Annotated in this window: 19 protein-coding genes; 11 read left to right on the top strand and 8 right to left on the bottom strand. The window is 68.5% G+C overall.

Features of this window, described 5'->3' with window-relative positions; genetic code table 11:
* The first annotated feature begins 99 nt into the window (after positions 1 to 99).
* Both EV650_RS08940 and EV650_RS08935 read left to right on the top strand, forming a co-directional pair.
* Positions 100 to 1,227 carry a metallophosphoesterase family protein gene (locus EV650_RS08940; RefSeq protein ID WP_134117189.1) on the top strand — a complete coding sequence of 376 codons (1,128 nt, stop codon included), beginning with the start codon at positions 100 to 102 and terminating at the stop codon, positions 1,225 to 1,227.
* A complete protein-coding gene (locus tag EV650_RS08935) occupies positions 1,224 to 3,968 on the top strand; it encodes an AAA family ATPase (RefSeq protein ID WP_134117187.1) in 2,745 nt (914 codons plus the stop codon). Before EV650_RS08940 ends, EV650_RS08935 begins: the two co-directional genes overlap by 4 nt.
* Here the strand turns inward: EV650_RS08935 and fdhD are convergent.
* Together fdhD and EV650_RS08925 are read right to left on the bottom strand one after the other, a co-directional pair.
* Positions 3,952 to 4,785 (bottom strand): formate dehydrogenase accessory sulfurtransferase FdhD, encoded by an 834-nt coding sequence (gene fdhD / locus EV650_RS08930; RefSeq protein WP_134117185.1) that lies wholly within the window; start codon positions 4,783 to 4,785, stop codon positions 3,952 to 3,954. The two genes, EV650_RS08935 and fdhD, sit on opposite strands and share 17 nt — an antisense overlap.
* Before the next feature lie 17 nt (positions 4,786 to 4,802).
* Entirely contained in the window at positions 4,803 to 5,768 is a 966-nt protein-coding gene (locus tag EV650_RS08925) for a phosphotransferase family protein (protein WP_134117183.1), read from the bottom strand.
* A gap of 55 nt (positions 5,769 to 5,823) precedes the next feature.
* On the opposite strand from EV650_RS08925, the gene EV650_RS08920 reads away from it, so the two are divergent.
* On the top strand, positions 5,824 to 6,429 hold the full coding sequence (locus tag EV650_RS08920) for a trimeric intracellular cation channel family protein (RefSeq protein ID WP_134117181.1): 606 nt from the start codon (positions 5,824 to 5,826) through the stop codon (positions 6,427 to 6,429).
* On the opposite strand, the gene EV650_RS08915 is transcribed toward EV650_RS08920, so the two are convergent.
* Complete coding sequence (locus tag EV650_RS08915; protein WP_134117179.1) at positions 6,412 to 7,128, bottom strand: MerR family transcriptional regulator; 717 nt, start codon at positions 7,126 to 7,128, stop codon at positions 6,412 to 6,414. The genes EV650_RS08920 and EV650_RS08915 overlap by 18 nt on opposite strands.
* A gap of 40 nt (positions 7,129 to 7,168) precedes the next feature.
* Complete coding sequence (locus EV650_RS08910; RefSeq protein ID WP_238174090.1) at positions 7,169 to 8,344, bottom strand: MFS transporter; 1,176 nt, start codon at positions 8,342 to 8,344, stop codon at positions 7,169 to 7,171.
* Positions 8,345 to 8,416: 72 nt separating this feature from the next.
* Between EV650_RS08910 and EV650_RS08905 the strand changes: the two genes are divergently transcribed.
* The 3 genes from EV650_RS08905 (at position 8,417) to EV650_RS08895 (ending at position 10,875) form a co-directional block, all read left to right on the top strand.
* Complete coding sequence (locus EV650_RS08905) at positions 8,417 to 9,484, top strand: ferrochelatase (RefSeq protein WP_134117175.1); 1,068 nt, start codon at positions 8,417 to 8,419, stop codon at positions 9,482 to 9,484.
* Entirely contained in the window at positions 9,481 to 10,281 is an 801-nt protein-coding gene (locus EV650_RS08900; RefSeq protein WP_134117173.1) for an inositol monophosphatase family protein, read from the top strand. The genes EV650_RS08905 and EV650_RS08900 overlap by 4 nt, the downstream gene beginning before the upstream one ends.
* A gap of 294 nt (positions 10,282 to 10,575) precedes the next feature.
* Positions 10,576 to 10,875: a DUF4193 domain-containing protein gene (locus tag EV650_RS08895; protein WP_131341119.1), complete on the top strand. Its 300-nt coding sequence runs from the start codon at positions 10,576 to 10,578 to the stop codon at positions 10,873 to 10,875.
* 197 nt (positions 10,876 to 11,072) lie between these two features.
* Here the strand turns inward: EV650_RS08895 and EV650_RS08890 are convergent, their stop codons facing one another.
* Positions 11,073 to 11,390, bottom strand: a complete 318-nt coding sequence (locus EV650_RS08890) for a DUF4235 domain-containing protein (RefSeq protein WP_134117171.1) — start codon at positions 11,388 to 11,390, stop codon at positions 11,073 to 11,075.
* A gap of 31 nt (positions 11,391 to 11,421) precedes the next feature.
* The gene (locus EV650_RS08885) at positions 11,422 to 11,889 is read right to left on the bottom strand and encodes a DUF3093 domain-containing protein (protein WP_238174089.1); all 468 of its coding nucleotides are present in this window, start codon (positions 11,887 to 11,889) and stop codon (positions 11,422 to 11,424) included.
* Between the two features lie 52 nt (positions 11,890 to 11,941).
* On the opposite strand from EV650_RS08885, the gene dut reads away from it, so the two are divergent.
* The 5 genes from dut (at position 11,942) to EV650_RS08860 (ending at position 15,920) form a co-directional block, all read left to right on the top strand.
* Positions 11,942 to 12,394: a dUTP diphosphatase gene (dut, locus tag EV650_RS08880; protein ID WP_134117169.1), complete on the top strand. Its 453-nt coding sequence runs from the start codon at positions 11,942 to 11,944 to the stop codon at positions 12,392 to 12,394.
* Between the two features lie 101 nt (positions 12,395 to 12,495).
* Positions 12,496 to 13,152: a DUF3710 domain-containing protein gene (locus EV650_RS08875; protein WP_134117167.1), complete on the top strand. Its 657-nt coding sequence runs from the start codon at positions 12,496 to 12,498 to the stop codon at positions 13,150 to 13,152.
* Positions 13,153 to 13,171: 19 nt separating this feature from the next.
* A complete protein-coding gene (locus EV650_RS08870) occupies positions 13,172 to 13,561 on the top strand; it encodes an OB-fold nucleic acid binding domain-containing protein (protein ID WP_134117165.1) in 390 nt (129 codons plus the stop codon).
* On the top strand, positions 13,554 to 14,363 hold the full coding sequence (locus tag EV650_RS08865; protein WP_134117163.1) for a DUF3159 domain-containing protein: 810 nt from the start codon (positions 13,554 to 13,556) through the stop codon (positions 14,361 to 14,363). The genes EV650_RS08870 and EV650_RS08865 overlap by 8 nt, the downstream gene beginning before the upstream one ends.
* Positions 14,364 to 14,747: 384 nt before the next feature.
* Complete coding sequence (locus EV650_RS08860; RefSeq protein ID WP_134117161.1) at positions 14,748 to 15,920, top strand: S41 family peptidase; 1,173 nt, start codon at positions 14,748 to 14,750, stop codon at positions 15,918 to 15,920.
* Between the two features lie 16 nt (positions 15,921 to 15,936).
* On the opposite strand, the gene EV650_RS08855 is transcribed toward EV650_RS08860, so the two are convergent.
* Entirely contained in the window at positions 15,937 to 16,611 is a 675-nt protein-coding gene (locus EV650_RS08855; protein ID WP_130450480.1) for a potassium channel family protein, read from the bottom strand.
* Positions 16,611 to 17,273, bottom strand: coding sequence for a potassium channel family protein (locus EV650_RS08850; RefSeq protein WP_134117159.1), 663 nt, complete (start codon positions 17,271 to 17,273; stop codon positions 16,611 to 16,613). The genes EV650_RS08855 and EV650_RS08850 overlap by 1 nt, the downstream gene beginning before the upstream one ends.
* Between the last annotated feature and the right edge of the window lie 57 nt (positions 17,274 to 17,330).

The raw sequence follows: 17,330 nt of genomic DNA, 5'->3' as shown, positions 1-17,330 counted from the left end.
GTAGAGCCCCGGAAACTGTCCGGAGTGTGGGCGGTGTGGGGCGATTGTGTGTGTTGGGTTGGGCGGTTGTCGGCGGCGCGGGTTAGCGTTCATTCCGCAATGGACGAGTCGATCACGTTTCTGCACAGCTCGGACTGGCAGCTGGGGATGATGCGCCGGTTCCTGGGGCCGGACGGCCAGGCCCGGTGGGGTCAGGCGCGGCTGGATGCTGTCGCACGGATCGGCGAGGTCGCGGAGCGGACCGGGGCGGCGTTCGTGGTCGTCACCGGGGACGTCTTCGAGCACAACCAGGTCGAGCGGCAGACGATCCTGCGTGCTTGTGAAGCGCTCAAGCGGATCCCGGTTCCCGTCGTCCTGCTGCCCGGCAACCACGACGCGCTCGAGCCCGGCTCGCTGTGGACCTCGAGCCAATGGCAGGCGCATGCACCGGAACACGTGACGGTGCTGACCGAAACGACGCCTTTCCAGATCATGCCGGGCGTCGAGATCGTCGGCGCACCCTGGCGTTCGCGCCGGCCGCTGTCGGATCCGGCCGCGCCCGGATACGCCGACCTCACGGCCGATCCCGGGATGATCCGGATCCTGCTCGCGCACGGTCAGCTGACGAGTCTGTCCGGCGGCATGTCCGACGTACCGACGATCGATCAGACCGCGCTCGAGGCCGCGGTCGCGGACGGTCGGTTGCAGTACGTCGGACTTGGCGACCGGCACTCGACGACGAAGGTGACCGACCGGATCTGGTTCTCCGGGACGCAGGAGGTCACGTCGCCCGAGGAGGACGCGCCGGGGAACGTGCTCAAGGTGACGATCGGCTCCAACGGCATCGACGTCGAGCCGGTGCGGGTCGGCGCGTGGCACATGGTCGATCACCGGGTCGAGCTGTTCGACGAGGAGTCGATCCAGGCGCTCGAGGATTGGTTCGCGGAGTTGCCGGACAAAGAGCGGACGTACGTGCGACTGGCTGGTGACGGCTCGTTGGCGCTGCCGTTGCTGAGCCGGCTGGACGCGATGATCGACGCGCAGGGCGAGGTGTTCGCGAGTGTCGAGCGGTGGGCCAAGTTCTGGACTGTGCGACCCGCTCCGGATGCGGCCGACCTCGAGTCGCTGCAGCTGAGCGGACCGGCCCGCGCTGCGATGGAAGAGCTTCGGCAGGCGCTGGCCGGTGGCGATGAGGATGCGGGTGCAGCGTTGTCGTTGATGCACCGATTGGCGCGGGACGCGGGATGAGATTACACAGCTTGGCGCTACGGGACTTCCGTGGCGTCAAGGACCGCATTGTCCGGTTCCGCGCGCTCGGCACCACGGTCGTCGTGGGCGACAACGAGGTCGGGAAGTCCAGCCTGGTCGAGGCGTTCGGGCTGGTCTTCGATCTGCCCGACGACTCGAAGTCGACCCGGATCCGCGACATCCAGCCGGTCGGCCAGGACGTCGGCCCGGAGGTTACCGCCGAGCTGAGCCTCGGCGGTCTCGAGCTGACGTACACCAAGCGCTGGCTGAAGGACCGGTCCACCGAGCTGACCATCGTCCAGCCTGACGGCCGGCGGCAGTCCTGGACCGGTCGCGAGGCGCACAACGAGGCCGAGCGGCTGTTCCACCAGAACGTCGACCCGGTGCTGTGGCAGACCTTGATGGTCAGCCAGGGGCAATCGTTGGTGCTGCCAACGCCAGCCGACGCGGAGCCGTTGATCACCGCCGTGACCGCCGAGTCCGGGACTCCTGTCGACGGTGCGTCGATGCCATTGGTGACCGCGGTCGAGCACGAGTACCTGCGGTACTGGACGCCGCGTGGCAAACCGACCGGGGACTACGCGAGGTCCGCGAAGACGGTGTCGTCGGCCGAATTGGCCGCGGCGCAGGCGTTGCAGGCGATGGAAGAGGTCCAGTCCGACATCCGCCGGGCCGAGCGGCTCAACCTCGACCTGTCCGATGTCGACACTCGGTTGTCCGATCACCTGAAGTCGGTCGAGGAGCTGCGCGAGCGCAAGAAGGCGACCGACGAGATCCTGCTCCGCCGCGACTCGGTCCGCTCGCGGGCCGAGACCGCGCGGGCCCGGCTGGAGAACCACACCCGGACCCGGCTCGATCGCGAGCGGATCCTGGACGAGGTCGAGCGCTTCACCAAGATCGAGGCCGAGCTGGCGGTCCGTCGTACCGATGCCGAGCTGGTCGCCAAGACCGCGGCCGAGACGGTGCAGGCGGCGGAGACGGCGCTGACCGAGGTCGTGGAGCTCAAGGACCTTCGCCGTACTGACGTGCAGGCGGCCGAGCGGCGCGTCTCGGATCTGGTGGATCGTGCCGAGCTCGATCGGTTGATTGGGCAGCAGACCGAGCTGGTCGACGTACGCGCGCGGATCGCGGCGGCCGGGACGATCCTGGACCGGATCAAGGTCGACGACGCGATGGTGGCGGCGCTGGAAGATGCGCGGGCGGCGGTGGTCGAGGCCCGCGCGGCGCTCGCGGCCGGCGTACCTGAGGTGTCGGTACGGCGTCTTGGCGCGGAGCCGGTCGAGTTGTCGGGGACCGGGCTGGACGGACTCGTGCCGTCGGAGCTGGGCTTCGACGAAGCGACGGATGTGCTGGTCTCGGGTGAGCTGAGGATCGGCGTACCCGGTCAGCTTGAGGTGACTGTGCGGGCCGGCGGTGAGGCGGCGACGCTGCGGTCGCGGGTCGACGACGCAGTACGACGTGAGAAGGATCTGCTGAAGCGGGCCGGCGTGAAGGATGTCGCGGCCGCACGTGAGTTGCTGCGGAAGGCGGACACGGCGACCGCCGAGCTGAACGAGGCCCGCCGGACGGAGAAGTCGCTGACCGCCGGGGGTGATCCGGGGGAGCGGATCGCCGTACTCACCGCGCGGCTGGGCCCCGACGACGAGGACGAGGAAACAGGGAAGCCCGCGGTTGAAGGCGTTCCGGGGCAGATGTCGTTGTTCGAGGAGTTCGCTTCACCGCATGACACGCTGTTCGACGACTTCGAGGTGCCCGAGCCGGAAGAGGGCGATCTTGCCGGTGCGCAGCGGGCGCTCGAGGAGGCCCGGGACGGGCTGGCCGAGGTCGAGCGGTTGCTGGCCGACGCGGAGTTCGCGGCGGCGCAGGCGCGGAAAGCGGCCGACGAGGATCGGTCCGAGGCCCAGAACGCGCGGGCCCGATCGGAGCTAGCGGGTGAGCGGCTGGCCGCCGCGGTCGAGTCGCTCGAGGCCGCGCGGGCGTTGCTCGACGACGCCGGGGTGGCGACGGCTGAGACCGAGGCAACGTCTGAGGTCGAGGCTGTGCTCGAGGAGCTGACCGCCGTACAAGAGCAGGCGGACGAGGCCGGGGCCGATCAGGTCGCGGGCGAGCTGACGCACGCGCTGGCGGTCGCGACGCGGCTGCAGGGTGAGCGGGACACGTTGCGCGATGCGTTGCGTACGACGGAAGGCCGGCTGGAGCAGTCCGGGCGGGACGGGCTGGCGACCCGGCGGGACGTGGCCGACCTGGAGTTGGCCGCCGTACGCACGGAGCACGACAGCCTGCAGCGACGGGCCGAGGCGGCGCGGCGGGTGCACGAGACGTTGAGCCGGCATCGGGCCGAGGCGCAGACGAAGTACTCCGAACCGCTGCAGAGCCGGATCGAGTCGCTCGGACGCAGTGTGTACGGGCCCTCGTTCCGGGTCTGGCTGGACGACGATCTGGCCGTCGCGGAGCGCGAGCTGGACGGCATACGGCTGCCGGTCGAGGCGTTGTCGACGGGTGCTCAGGAGCAGTTGGCGATCATCACCCGGCTGGCCATCAGCCACCTGGTCAGCACCGGCGAGGGCAGCGTGCCGGTCATCTTCGACGACGCCCTCGGCTGGTCCGACAAGGCCCGCCTCCGCGACATGGGCGCCCTCCTGGGCCGCGCCGGCGACCACGGCCAGGTCATCATCCTGACCTGCATGCCCGACCGCTACGAATACGTCCCCAAAGCAACCTTCATCAAGCTGGACGCGTGATGCGCTCCGGGGCTGAGTAGACGACGCAGCGTTGGCCTCGGGTGAAGCCGGCGACGGTGATGTTGAACTGGCGGGCTAGTTCGACGGCGAGGCTGGAGGGGGCGCCTACTGCCACGATCATGCCGATGCCGGCGGCGGCGGCCTTCTGGATGATTTCGTAGCCGGCGCGGCCGCTGACCGCGAGCACGAGACCCTTGCGGCTGTGCTGGTTGAGAACGGTCCAGCCGACGACCTTGTCCACCGCGTTGTGCCGGCCGACGTCCTCTTTCACGACGATCTTGCGGCCGTCGGCGGTGAACAGACCGGCCGCGTGCAGGCCGCCGGTGCGGTTGAACATCGGCTGGGCTTCGCGGAGCAGATCGGGCAGCTGGCGTACGACGTCGACCGGGACCTCGACCGGATCGACCGGGGCGTACGCGCGATCGACGAGCTCGTCGAGACTCTGCTGGCCGCAGACACCACAGGCGGCCGACGTAACGCCGTACCGCTGGGGTGGTTCGCGGTCGGGGGGACCGTCGAAGGTGACCGTGACGGTGTTGAACTGCTGCTCGCGGGTCAGGGCGACATCGGTGCAGTAGGCAACGGTCCGGATCGCGTCCGGGCGGACGGCGAACCCTTCGCCGAGGCAGAAGCCGGCCGCGAGCTCGAAGTCCGCGCCAGGGGTACGCATGGTGACGACCAGCGGCTCGGGCGGTCGTCCCGGCCACTCCAGCCGCAACTCCAGCGGCTCCTCGGTGGTGACGACATCCTCCCGCCGGGACGTCCGGTCACCATCGAGCACCTCAACCTTGAACCTGGTGGTCGGCCCTTTACCCATGCATCAACAGTAGGCGTTCACCACCCACGGCGTACGGCGAGCCAGTCGAGGAACGTCCAGGCCGTCAGCCGCTGGTGCTCGCGGAGAGCCGGCGTACAACCAGGCGGAGGCGGGGCGTCGGTGTTCTTCATCATGTACGCCGTGATGACCGCCATGAAGACGTCGAGGTCATCCTTGGGTACGTCGGCCGTCAGCGGGCTGCTCGTGATCGCGGCGAACGTGTCGATGCCGTGGTACTGCGCAAGCGGGAGCAAACCGACCCAGTCCACCCACCGCGGGCCGAGCGTCAGCCAGTTCCAGTCGACCGTCCAGCAGGCACCGTGCGGGTCGATGAGCAGATTGTCCGGGCGAAGGTCGGAGTGGGTCGCGGTATCGCCGACCAGGACCTCCGGACCTGCGGCCGCCAACTCGGCGACCTCAGGCAACACCCGAGGCGACCACTCCTGCAAACCGCTGGGCAGCGGCAGGTCGCCTGTCAGGATCCGCTGCGGCACGGTGAGGTCGTCACCCACCAGCTCGCCGAACATCCGCAATCCGTCCAACGGGCTCGGCCGCAGTGCCACCGCCATCTCCTCACAAGCGGCGGTCACCCGCGCGAAGTCCTCGCCGGTCCAAGGACTGCCTGGCATCCGCCCGTCGACCCACTCGGAGACGACAGCGAACCAGTCGCCGGTGTGTGCGGTGGTGATGATCGCCGGGGCGCGCACCGCGTTCGGGAGTCGAGGGACGACCTCGGCCTCACGCTGGTACGCCTCGAAGTCGTGGGTTGTGTCCGGCGCGGCCTTGATGAAGACATTGCGACCATCGGACAACTGGACACGCGCCGCGAACCCTCCGGTGAAGCCCGAGCTGACTGGACGGGACACGGCCGCGATCTGGGTGCCCAGGGCAACGGCCAGCGCGTCGTGGAGAGCCGTCGGCAGCGAACTCCAGTCGGGTCGCTGGGACGTGGCGGAGTAGTCGACGTCGGGCGCGCGGCTCATGTCCATCAACGATAGAAGGGACGGAACCGTGGCGCTCGTGGTTTAGCGTCGAGCCATGGTGCTGCAGTTGCTCGATCTCGTCGGGATCTTCGTGTTCGGGATCACCGGGGCGCTGGTCGGCGTACGGAAGAAGCTGGACGTGTTCGGGATCCAGGTGCTGGCGCTGGTCACCGGCCTCGGCGGTGGGTTCATCCGGGACGTGCTGATCGGCCAGACCCCGCCGGCCGCGCTTCGCGACTGGCGTTATCTGGTCGTCCCGATCGTGGCCGGGCTGCTGACGTTCTTCCTGCATCCGGGGATCGGCCGGGTCGAGCGACTGGTGAACATCTTCGACGCGGCCGGCCTCGCGCTGTTCTGCGTGACCGGCGCGCTGAAGGCGATCGAGTTCGGCCTGTCCCCGTTCTCGGCCGCGCTGCTCGGGACCCTGTCCGGCATCGGCGGCGGGGTGATCCGCGACGTCCTTAGTGGCCGCGTCCCGGTCGTGCTCCGCTCCGAGATCTACGCCACCCCGGCCCTGCTCGGCGCCGGCATCGTGGTCGTCGCGTCGGCCCTCGAGTACCACGCCCTCTGGGTCCCGATCGCCGCCGCGGCGACCTGCTTCACGATCCGGCTGATCGCGATCCGCCGCGGCTGGAACGCGCCGCTACCCCGCAACTCGTGACGGCGGCGCCCATCCGTTGACCACGGCAAGCAATTCCAGATACCGCTCCCACCGCGGATCAGCAGTACGACGCAATTCGATCAGCCGGCCCCGCAACTCCGGGTTCGCCCACAACAGGTCGTCCCCGGCCAGAACGCGGTAGCCCGCGGCCATCCGGCGTACCGAGGTTCGGAAGTCGTCCTCGGAGACCAGCGCGGCGAGCTCCAACCAGGCCTCGAGCTGTCGCGGCTCGGCGTCCGAAGGGAGTACGGGCGTGAGGTTCTGACGGACCGCGGCGAGAACAGGGTCGTCGCCGAGGGCGTCGGCCAGGAAATCGGCGATCAGCGTTCGGCGCGCTTGCTCGAACTGTGCAGTCATGTCGGTGAGCTCCTCGGGAGTCGAGTGATGATGAGCGACCACTGATACGACGGCGTGCTGCGCCTGTAGCGCTCGGATCTGCACGGCGAGTGCGTCGGCGTGAGCCGCGAGTACGTCGGCCAGCATCCGCTCCCGCTCCAGCACGGTCCGCACCGTCTCCAGATCGAGCCCCAGAGCGCGCAACGTGCGGATCAGCTCCAGCCGAGCGACCGCAGTCGCGTCGTACCGTCGATGGCCGGACGCCGTACGACGTGACGTCAGCAGGCCGAGGTCGGAGTAGTGCCGCACGGTCTTCACCGACACCCCGGCGAGCCGCGCCACCGCACCGATCGAGTGGTCCATGCCCTACACCCTCACATCTCCCGTAAGAGGAGATACAAGCCTAGTTGTGAGCGAACCGCTCTTTCGGCCGGGCGAAGGTGATCGAGATCGCGGCGACGATCGCGCACGCGATGCCGACCAGGAACGGCACCCAGTAGGCATCCGACGGCCCCCAGACGTCGACAGCATGTCCGGCCGCCGCGTTGCCCGGGGCAACACCGAGCAGGATGCCGGTGACGGTCCAGGTGATCGCCTCGGTCAGCCGCTCGGGCGGGACCCATTCCTCGACACAGGCGGTGACCGCGACCATCGTCGGAGCGATCGTCATCCCGCAGCCGAACAGCACGACACCGAGCATCAGCACGCTGTTGACCCAGGGGAGTGGCGCCAGCGTGATGGCGAGCGCGATCGTGCCCAACAGCAGCCGCCGTTCGACCGGAGCGCGCCAGTGGACCGAGCCGTACCAGAGTCCGGCCAGCAGGCTGCCGAACGCCCAGACCGCGAGTACGACGCCGGCCAGACCGGCCTGACCCTTCTCGGTCGTGAACGCCACCGTGATCACCTCGGCGCCGCCAAGGGTCGCACCGAGGCCGAGACCGATCAGGCTGAGCAGCGTGATCGAGAGCCAGGGGAGGGGTGCCTGCTCTGACCCGTCCGACTTGCCGCGTCCGGGCGGATCGGAAGCGCGCAGCGACGCGAGCCAGAAGCCGCCGGCCAGGCCGAGTACGCCGGCTGCTGACAATGCGGCGTACGGGCTGACTTGCGTCGCTAGGGCGGTGACCAGGACCGGGCCGACGATGAAGACGACCTCATCGCCGACCGCCTCGAGTGCGAAGGCTGTCTGCAGTGCACGACCGCGGCCGAGCAGATGCGTCCAGCGGGCGCGGGCGAACGTGCCGACCTGGGGACGGGCGCCTCCGGCAACGAACGACAGCACATACAACGCCCAGTCGGCCGCGTCGGCACGCACCGCGACGAGCAACGCGGCCAGAGCCACGGTGCAGGCCGTCGAGCCGATCAGTACCAGTGCCCGCTGACCGAACCGGTCGACGAGCCGCCCCTGGACCGGACCGGTCAGCGCACCGGCGATGACGGCCACCCCGGAGACCGCGCCGGCCAGACCGTACGAACCGCTCTCGCGGGCGATCAGGATGACGATGCCGAGGCCGACCATCGAGATCGGCATACGCCCGAGGATCCCGGCGGCGAAGAAGGCGCCAGCACCGGGCCGGCGCATGAGATGAACGTAAGGCTTGAGCATGAGAGACCGGGAACACCCTAGCCGTCACTCGTCTGAGAAGCTTGGAATATGTCGAGTGCTGGTTCCCCGTACGACGCTGTGCTGCTGCTCTCCTTCGGTGGTCCCGAGAAGTCCGAGGACGTGCTGCCGTTTCTGCAGAACGTCACCCGCGGCCGGGGCATCCCTGACGAGCGGTTGAAGGAGGTCGGGGAGCACTACTACGGGTTCGGCGGCAAGAGTCCGATCAACGACCAGAACCGCGAGCTGCTCAAGGCGCTGCGGGAGTCGTTCGACGAGATCGGGCTGGACCTGCCGATCTACTGGGGCAACCGGAACTGGGCGCCGTACCTGACCGACACGATGCGGGAGATGGCCGCCGACGGGGTACGCCGGGCCGTCGTGATCGTGACGTCCGCCTATCCGTCGTACTCCGGCTGCCGGCAGTACCGGGAGAACCTCGAGGACGCCGCCCGCGAGGTCCCGGACGCGCCGCGGATCGACAAGCTCCGGCACTACGCGAACCACCCCGGCTTCGTCGGTGCGTTCGTCGAGTCGACGGCTGACGCGCTGGGCCGGCTGCCTGAGGGGTCGGCGATCGCCTATGTGACGCACTCGATCCCGACCGCGATGAACGCGACCAGCGGACCGGACGGCAACGGGTACGTCGACTGGCACCTGGACGTCGCCGCGGAGATCACCGCGGAGCTGGAACGGCGGACCGGCCAGGTACGGCGTACCGACCTCGTCTACTGCTCGCGGTCCGGACCGCCGCAGGTGCCATGGCTCGAGCCGGACGTCAACGACCACCTGGAGACACTGGCCGCTGATGGGGTGCCCGGGGTGGCCGTCGTACCGATCGGGTTCGTCAGTGATCACATGGAGGTCATCTACGACCTCGACACCGAGGCCGCGAAGACGGCCGAGAAGCTCGGCCTGCCGATGGCGCGCGCCGCGACCCCGGGGACGGACGAGAAGTTCGTCACGATGCTCCGCGACCTGGTCGTCGAGCGGGCCGCCGCCGAACGCGGCGAGCAACCGGCCAGGCCCTGCGTCGGCAAGCTCGGCCCGGCCTGCGACGACTGCCGCCACGACTGCTGCCCACCCTTGCGTCGACCTACCGCTAAGGAATCCGTATGACCTCCGAGAGCCCGCAGGATCTGCTCGAGCTGGCCGTGGAGGTGGCGGAGGAGGCGGCGGCGATGATCGTCGAACGTCGCCGCGGCACGATCACGGTCGCCGACACCAAGAGCACCATCACCGACGTCGTGACCGCGGTCGACCGCGAGTCCGAGGAACTGATCCGGGCCCGGGTCCTGCAGGCCCGGCCGGACGACTCGTTCCTCGGCGAGGAAGGCGACGACGTGAACGGCACCAGCGGAGTGCGCTGGGTCGTCGACCCGATCGACGGGACGGTCAACTACCTCTACGACATCCCGACGTACGCCGTCTCGATCGCCGTGGAGTACGCCGGGGAGACGGTCGCCGGCGTGGTCGTCGACGCTCCGAAGGGGGAGGTGTTCACCGCGACGAAGGGCGGTGGCGCGTTCGCGGACGGCAAGCCGATCCAGGTGTCGGGTGAGACCGAGCTGGGCAAGGCGCTGGTCGGGACCGGGTTCGGGTACGACCCGGCGCGGCGGCAGGTGCAGGCCGAGGTGATCCAGCAGCTGATCAGCAAGGTCCGCGACATCCGCCGGATCGGGGTCGGCGCGATCGACCTCTGCTACGTCGCGTGCGGGCGGCTGGACGTCGTCTTCGAACGCGGACTGAACCCGTGGGACTACGGCGCGGGTGCCCTGATCGCGTCCGAGGCCGGTGCGACGGTCGGTGGGATCAACGGGGCTCCGGTGTCGCCGGAGATGTCGATCGCGGCGAGTCCGGCGCTGTTCGGGCCGTTCCACGACCTGCTGGCCGCTGCGGACCCGTTGCGCGCCTGAACGTCGGTGAGTGCTCGTTTCTGCGCAGTATCGCGCAATAATGAGCATTCTGGTGTTCGGTCCTGACATTTATGGCGACACGCAGGCCACAGCATGGACCCAGTCGTGCATCGCGGCGGTTTATAGGGCACAATCCCGTCCTCGGGAGCGGTGATTGCCGATCCCGGCCTGACTGTCAAGGGTTTCGGGGGACGAAGATTCAGCGCGGTGCTCCGCTGCGGAATTTCTCGACCGCTTCACCCGTTCAAGGGCTCAGCAGGCAACACCACGGGTACGAAGAGGGCAGGGAACACCATGGCGACTGATTACGACGCCCCGCGCAAGACGGACGAGGAATCCTCCGAAGAGTCGATCGAAGAGCTGAAGACTCGCCGTCACGACAAGAACTCCGGCAAGGTCGACGAGGACGAGGCCGAGGCGGCGGAGAGCTTTGAGCTGCCCGGCGCGGACCTGAGCCACGAGGAGCTGGCGGTCCGGGTCCTCCCGCGCCAGGCCGACGAGTTCACCTGTTCGAGCTGCTTCCTGGTTCACCACCGCAGCCAGCTCGCCGAAACGAAGAACGGGCAGCTGATCTGCCGCGACTGCGCAGCCTGACACCAGCGCCCTACTTCGTGCTAAAGCAGCGGGACCGCTTCCCAGACCCTGGGAAACGGTCCCGCAGTGCTACCCAAACCAAGTAGCGCCGTGCCGCCAACCAACCCGCGGAGCGCACCTGCCTCAACCCACCCCGAGCGCGGCTGCTCCACAACACCCGCCGAGCGCAGCGAGGCGGTTCTTTTTGTTTTTGGCTTTTAGTCGTCTGACTTCTCGATGCTCTTCAGCAGCGACCCGTCCGCCGCGGCCTGCTCGTAGCCGGGTGGGGCGTAGCCGGTGGACTTGAGCCAGTAGGCGGCCGCACGACGCTCGGCGAAGAGTCGAGCCGCGGCCGCAGCGGCTGCACTCGCGGCGGCCCAGGTGATCACCTCGGCGTATCCGCCGTCACCGTTCTTCGGCGGCTTCCCGCCGGACCCGAGTTTCCAGGCCGTGCTGACCGCCTTGCTCGCGGCCAGGCCGACCGCCAGCGTGAACGCGGCCTGCACCAGCTTCCAGCCGATCTTTGCTCCGACCACTGCAAACCCTCCTAAACCGACTGCCTGATAGTCAGGATCTTCCCACGCTGTGCCCACTCAGCGCGGCAGCCAGTCGATCCGGGTGCCGCGTGGCGATCAGCCAGTACGGCGCCGGGTCGCCAGGATCCGTGATCTGCACCCGGACCGCTCCCGGCACGTAGCTCCGCAGTACCAGGTACGCCTTCGGGTCGCAGTCCCGTCCGAACGCCCGCCGAGCGTCCTCCCCGGTCAACGCCTCGACCGTCCCCAGGTACGTCCGGTTGATCTCGGCCCGCCCGGCCCGGAGCCGACGGTCGTCGACCTCGACCCGCGCACCGCCGTACCGAACGAACAGCAGCACCAGCAGCACCGCCGCGAGCCCGCCGACGAGCGCGCCGACGAACACGTTGACCGGCACCGCGACGATCACGAACAGCGTGATCACAGCGGCGGCGCCGATCAGCCACCAGGCCACCGGGACGCGCAGACTCTCGCGATAACCACCCACAGAACTACCCACAGGCCCAGCCTGGCACGTACCCGGTCGGACCCGCTCGATAGGGTCGCCTCTCGTGACCGAGGTACTGATCCAGCGACTCGACCCCGACCTCCCAATCCCGTCGTACGCGCATCCCGGCGACGCCGGCGCGGACCTGGTGGCGGCGGCCGACCTCACCCTCAAGCCGGGGGAGCGCGGCCTGGTCGGCACCGGCATCGCGATCGCCCTGCAGGACGGGTACGCCGCGTTCGTGCACCCGCGGTCCGGGCTGGCCGCGAAGCACGGCGTCTCGATCGTCAACGCGCCCGGCACCGTCGACGCCGGCTACCGCGGCGAGATCAAGGTCTGCCTGATCAACCTGGACCCGCACGCGGAGGTGACTGTGCGCCGAGGCGACCGGATCGCGCAGCTCGTCGTCCAGCAGGTCGAGAAGGCCCGTTTCGTCGAGGTCACGTCGCTGCCGGGCTCTGCCCGCGGGGACCAGGGACACGGGTCGACAGGTGGTTTCGGCGATGTGACACGCTGAGCAGGTGCAGCCGTTGACCTGACGGATGCGCGAGACTACTGCGCTGTGTGACGGGGCTCTGTTATGGGCCGGGCAAAACATCAAGGAAGCAGGCAACAGCAGTGATCTTCCGCCGCAAGGGCAAGAACGACGACCCGGAGACGACCGACGTCGGCGCCGAGGACGAGACCGGTCCGGTGGACCCTCGCGCCGAGGGTCCGTTCGATTCGACCGAGGTCGACGCGTCCGTGCTGGAAGACGATGAGCGGATCGACCTCGGTGCGCTGGTCGTCACCGGGATGCCGGGGATGGAGCTTGGCCTGCAGGTCGACGAGCAGAGTGGCGTCGTACAGGCCGTGCTGCTGATGCTGGAGGATTCCGCCCTCGAGCTGCGCGCCTTCGCGGCACCGCGGACGAGCGGCATCTGGGACGAGGTCCGGCAGGAGATCGCCGCCGAGGCCAGCCGGATGGGCGGTACGGCGACCGAGACCGACGGCCCGTTCGGCACCGAGCTGGTGCTGGTCGTCCCGGTCGAGGACCCCGAGGGTCAGATCTTCAGCCAGACCTCCCGCGTCATCGGCGTGGACGGCCCACGCTGGCTGCTCCGCGGCACCGTGCTCGGTCGCGCCGCGGTCGAGGCCGACGCCGCGCTGCCGATGGAGGAGACGCTGCGCAACACCGTCGTCGTCCGCGGTGAGGAGCCGATGGCGGTCCGCGAGTCGCTCCCGCTGACCCTTCCGCCGGGCGCCCAGCCGAGCCCGACCGAAGAACAAGCCTGACCGGACTACACTCGACATCATGGGTAGCAGCAAGCCCGAGGGGCTGTGGAAGCGTGCCTTCCGCGGCCTGGCCGGGGACCGTGATCAGCAGGACGCGGAGGTCCTTCAGGACTTCGCGCACGACTGTGGTGCGCGCTCCATCACTGGCTGCCACGATCGGGAACTCGTCACGCTGTACGGCACGTTGCGGACGATCACGTTCAGCCCGCGAGGCGGCGTACCAGCACTGGAGGGTGAGTTGTACGACGGCACCGGCACGGTCAAGCTGATCTGGCTCGGCCGGCGCAAGATCGGCGGCATCCACGCCGGCTCGGAGCTGATCGCCTCCGGCCGGATCGGCGTCGTCGACGGCGACCGGGTGATGTTCAACCCGCGGTACGAGCTGCGTCCCCAGACGGCCAATGGCTGAGCCGACGTCGCGCCGCGACCAGCTCGACGAGGACCTCAACGAGAAGCTGGTCGAGATCCTCAAACCCGAGCTCGAAGCCGCAGCCACCGAGCCGCCGGCCACTGAACCTCCGTCCGACAAGCCTGCTGAAGAGCCCGCGAAGCCGGCGAAGTCCACCGACAAGGACTTCTTCCATGCACTCGGTGGTTGGGGCGCGCTGCTCGACATCGGGCTGCCGTGGATCGCGTTCCTGGTCATGTACGCCGCGACCGACCACAAACTGCAGCTCTCGCTGATCGTCGCCGTCAGCTGCGCCGGCGTTCTCGCCGTCGTCCGGCTGTTCCGCCGGCAGGCGCTGCGCAATGTCATCGGCGGCTTCATCGGCGTACTGATCTCGGCGTGGGTCGCGAACCGCACCGGCAACGCGAAGGACTTCTACGTCCCCGGCCTGCTGACCAACCTCGGGTACGGCGCCCTGTACCTGATCACCGTCCTGATCCGCTGGCCGCTGTTCGGCGTCCTGTACGGCGTGATCACCCAGACCGGCACCGCCTGGCGCCGTGATCCCGCGATGCTGAAGGGCTTCTCGCGGGCGACACTGGTCTTCGTCGGGCTGTTCGCAATCCGCCTGATCGTCCAGGTCCCGCTGTACTTCACCGGCAGCCTGAACGCCCTCGGCATCGCGAAGATCGGCCTCGGTCTGCCCTTCTACGCACTCGCGATCTGGTTCGCCTACGCCGTACTCCGAGGCTCGATGCCCCCCGAGAAATGGGACGAAGCCCGAGACAGCATCACCCACCTCCTCCGCGGCAACAAAAAGTAGTACGCCCCTGCGTGCATCCCATCCGGCTGACGCCGGATCGTGCCGACTGCCGCCGGCGACTTGCGGGCTGCCGCCTGCGGATCGCTCGCTTCCGCTCGCGTGCGACTACCTGGGCCGGCGCCCAACTCGGGGACGACCGTCACGGCGTGGATCGTGGTGCCGCTGCCTCGCGCTCGGCGTTCATACCCAGGCTCGCGCCCGGGCCGCCAGACACTCGATCGTGTTGTCGAGAATAATCTGAGAGATTACTCTCGAAACATGTCTCTCACGGTGTGCCGGGCCGCGCAGAGTGGGTCCGGAAGCCACTCGGTAGAGGTTGGAGGACAGATGGCAGGCAGGACGAAAGACCCGAGCAGACCGACTGCCGCCGAGAGGTTACGGCTCATGGGGCCGGACGACTGGCACACAGACCTCGATGCGCTCGCCGGCGGCCTCCTAGAGCGGCACCGCAATCCTTTCCACACGATCTCGCCGGAACAGTTCGACGCCACAGTGGCTCGCCTGCACGATCGCATTCCAGACCTGTCCGGCACCGCGATACTCGTCGGCTTCGACGAGGTAGCAGCAATGATCGGCGACGGCCACACCCGCGTCGAGACCGACGATCACTACCGACGCTTTCCGCTGGAATTGTTCTGGTACGGCGACCAGTTGCGCGTAGTCAAGGCACTCACTGACGACCCTCGAGTGCTCGGCGCCCAACTGGTTGCGATCGGTGGCATCGCCGTCGAGGAGATCGACCGGCGAGTCCAGTCACTCATTCCACAGGGCGAGAACGCCTGGCACGAGCGCGCCCGCAGTGCGGATCGACTCACCCGCGCCGACGTACTCGTTGCCCTCGACTGCCTGCGTGACACTGCCGCCGGCGAGTTCAGCTTCGTCGGCCAGGACGATGCGTCTTTTACAGCCGACGTGGCATCCCTACCACCTGGTACGGCGCCGTCGTGGCCGGCCCCCTCGCCGGACGCCCCGCTCAGGATGCGGAGCCCCGACGAGCCGCTCGCCTACATCGCACTTCCCTCAAGCGACGCGACGTACGCGAGCTTCCGCCGCTACGACGGCCTCGAACAGGCTGCTGGGCTACTGATTGCGCACCTGCAGGACACCGCACCAACCCGACTGATCCTCGACCTTCGCGACAACGGTGGCGGCGACTACACCCTCGCCCGTCACAACCTCATCTATCCGATCTGGAGGCTGCCGACCATCAACCGACCCGGCGGTCTGTACGTACTGATCGGCAGGAACACCTACTCCGCCGCGATGGTCACCGCCACGGATTTCCGCCGCGAAACCGAAGCCATCCTTGTCGGCGAGCCCACCGGCGCCCGGCCCGTCGGCTATCAGGAACTTGGCACCTTCGATCTACCCCGATCGGGCCTGCGCGCGCACTGCGCAACCCGGCGCTACCGCTTCTCCGACACCGATACCGCCGCCGTCTTCCCAGACCAGCGAATTGATCCAGATTGGAACACCGACAGAGCCGGACACGACACCGCCATCGAGTGGTGCCTCGCGCACCCAAATAGCAACCACTCCACCAACAGAACCAAGTGACCGGAGGCGCTCTTGGCTACTCCGACTTGCGGTGGTGGGGGGAGAGCATGTCTTCGAGTTGTTCTTCGGTTTCGTCTGCGGCTACGAAGAGGAGCTCGTCGTTCAGTTCGAGGGTGCCTTCGGGGTCGGGGCGTAGTACTCGGCCCTCGCGGAGGATGACGACCAAGGCGGTGTCGAGGGGCCAGTCGATGTCGCCGACTCGTTGGCCGATCATCGGGGAGTCTTCGGGGAGGGTCAGTTCGACCAGGTTCGCGTCGCCCTGGCGGAAGGTGAACAGGCGGACCAGGTCGCCGACCGACACCGCCTCCTCGACCAGTGCGGACATGATCCGCGGGGTCGAGACCGACACGTCCACACCCCAGGCCTCGTTGAACATCCACTCGTTGCGGGGATGGTTGACTCGGGCAACGGTTCGCGGGACGCCGAACTCGGTCTTGGCGAGCAGCGAGACGACCAGGTTGACCTTGTCGTCACCGGTGCTCGCGATCGCCACCTGGCAACGCTGCAGTGCGGCCTCCTCCAGCGAGGACAGCTCGCACGCGTCGGCCAGCAGCCACTCGGCGCGCGGCACCGACTCGGCCTTGATTGCCCGCGGGTCCTTGTCGATCAGCAGTACTTCGTGGCCGTTCTCCAGCAGCTCGGCGGCGATGGAACGACCGACGTTCCCGGCACCGGCGATGGCTACCCGCATCACAGCTCCTCAGGCTTCGTGCCGAGCTGGGACTCGATGGTGGCTGCGTCCCGTTCCGGCATCACGACGTGGACCAGGTCGCCTTCCTGGATGACCGTGTCGGCCTTGGGCAGCATGCCTTCGCCGAGCCGGGTCAGGAACGCGACCCGGGCGCCGGTGGCCTTCTCGATGTCGAACGCGAGCCGGCCGATCCACTCGGCGTGAACGTGTACCTCGGCCAGCCGGATCGTGCCGGACGGATCCCGCCACTCCGGCTCGGAGCCCTCGGGCAGCAGCCGGCGCATCATCTGGTCGACCGTCCAGCGGACCGTACCGACGGTGGGGATGCCGAGCCGCTGGTAAACCTCGGCGCGTCCGGGGTCGTAGATGCGGGCCACCACGTTGGAGATGCCGAAGTTCTCGCGAGCTACCCGGGCGGCCAGGATGTTCGAGTTGTCGCCGTTCGAGACGGCCGCGAACGCCTCGGCGTCCTCGATCCCGGCCTCGATCAGCACCTCCCGGTCGAAGCCCATCCCGACGATGGTGCGGCCGGTGAAGTTGGGGCTGAGCCGCCGGAAGGCGTCGGCCGACTGGTCGATGATCGCGACCGTGTGGCCGCGTCTCTCCAGGCCACGCGCGAGCATCGACCCGACGCGGCCGCAGCCCATGATGACGACGTGCACTGAGTGATCACTCCTTGCCCCCACCGGGGGGCCGCTGGCTCGGTTCGGCAGGGATAG

The organism is Kribbella kalugense, from assembly GCF_004365875.1.
GTDB lineage: Bacteria > Actinomycetota > Actinomycetes > Propionibacteriales > Kribbellaceae > Kribbella > Kribbella kalugense.
This window is presented reverse-complemented; position numbering and strand designations above follow the sequence as displayed.